Origin of the sequence: Pelomicrobium sp. G1, from assembly GCF_051905455.1 — a bacterium.
Taxonomy (GTDB): Bacteria; Pseudomonadota; Gammaproteobacteria; order Burkholderiales; family UBA6910; genus Pelomicrobium.
This window is the reverse complement of record NZ_JBQACR010000427.1, coordinates 1-257: the sequence shown is the minus strand read 5'-3', so window position 1 is coordinate 257 and position 257 is coordinate 1. Positions and strand designations below refer to the sequence as shown.

Below are 257 nucleotides of genomic sequence, written 5' to 3'. Positions count from 1 at the left end.
CTCGAGGAAGAACTTGAAGAGATCCGGGTCGCCGCCGGTCGCGCGGCCTTCGATCTCCCAGTCCGCGTAGCGGTAGTCGCCGCCGCGCTTGAGGCACTGGGCGAGAGTTTTGAGCCGCTCGCTGTAAGCGTCGAACTCTGATGCAAGCTCGGGACGGGCTTTCTGCAACTCGCGGATGCGGGCATCGAGCTCGCCGCCGGTGAAAGCGCGGATCAGAACATCCGCCCGGCCGTAAAACTCCTTGCGGTCGGGTTTGA

General features: G+C 64.2%; 1 protein-coding gene. It reads right to left on the bottom strand.

The annotated features are described in order from the left end of the window. The coding region (locus ACTFO6_RS19105; RefSeq protein ID WP_439935914.1) for a hypothetical protein at window positions 1-257 on the bottom strand (257 nt) is incomplete at both ends.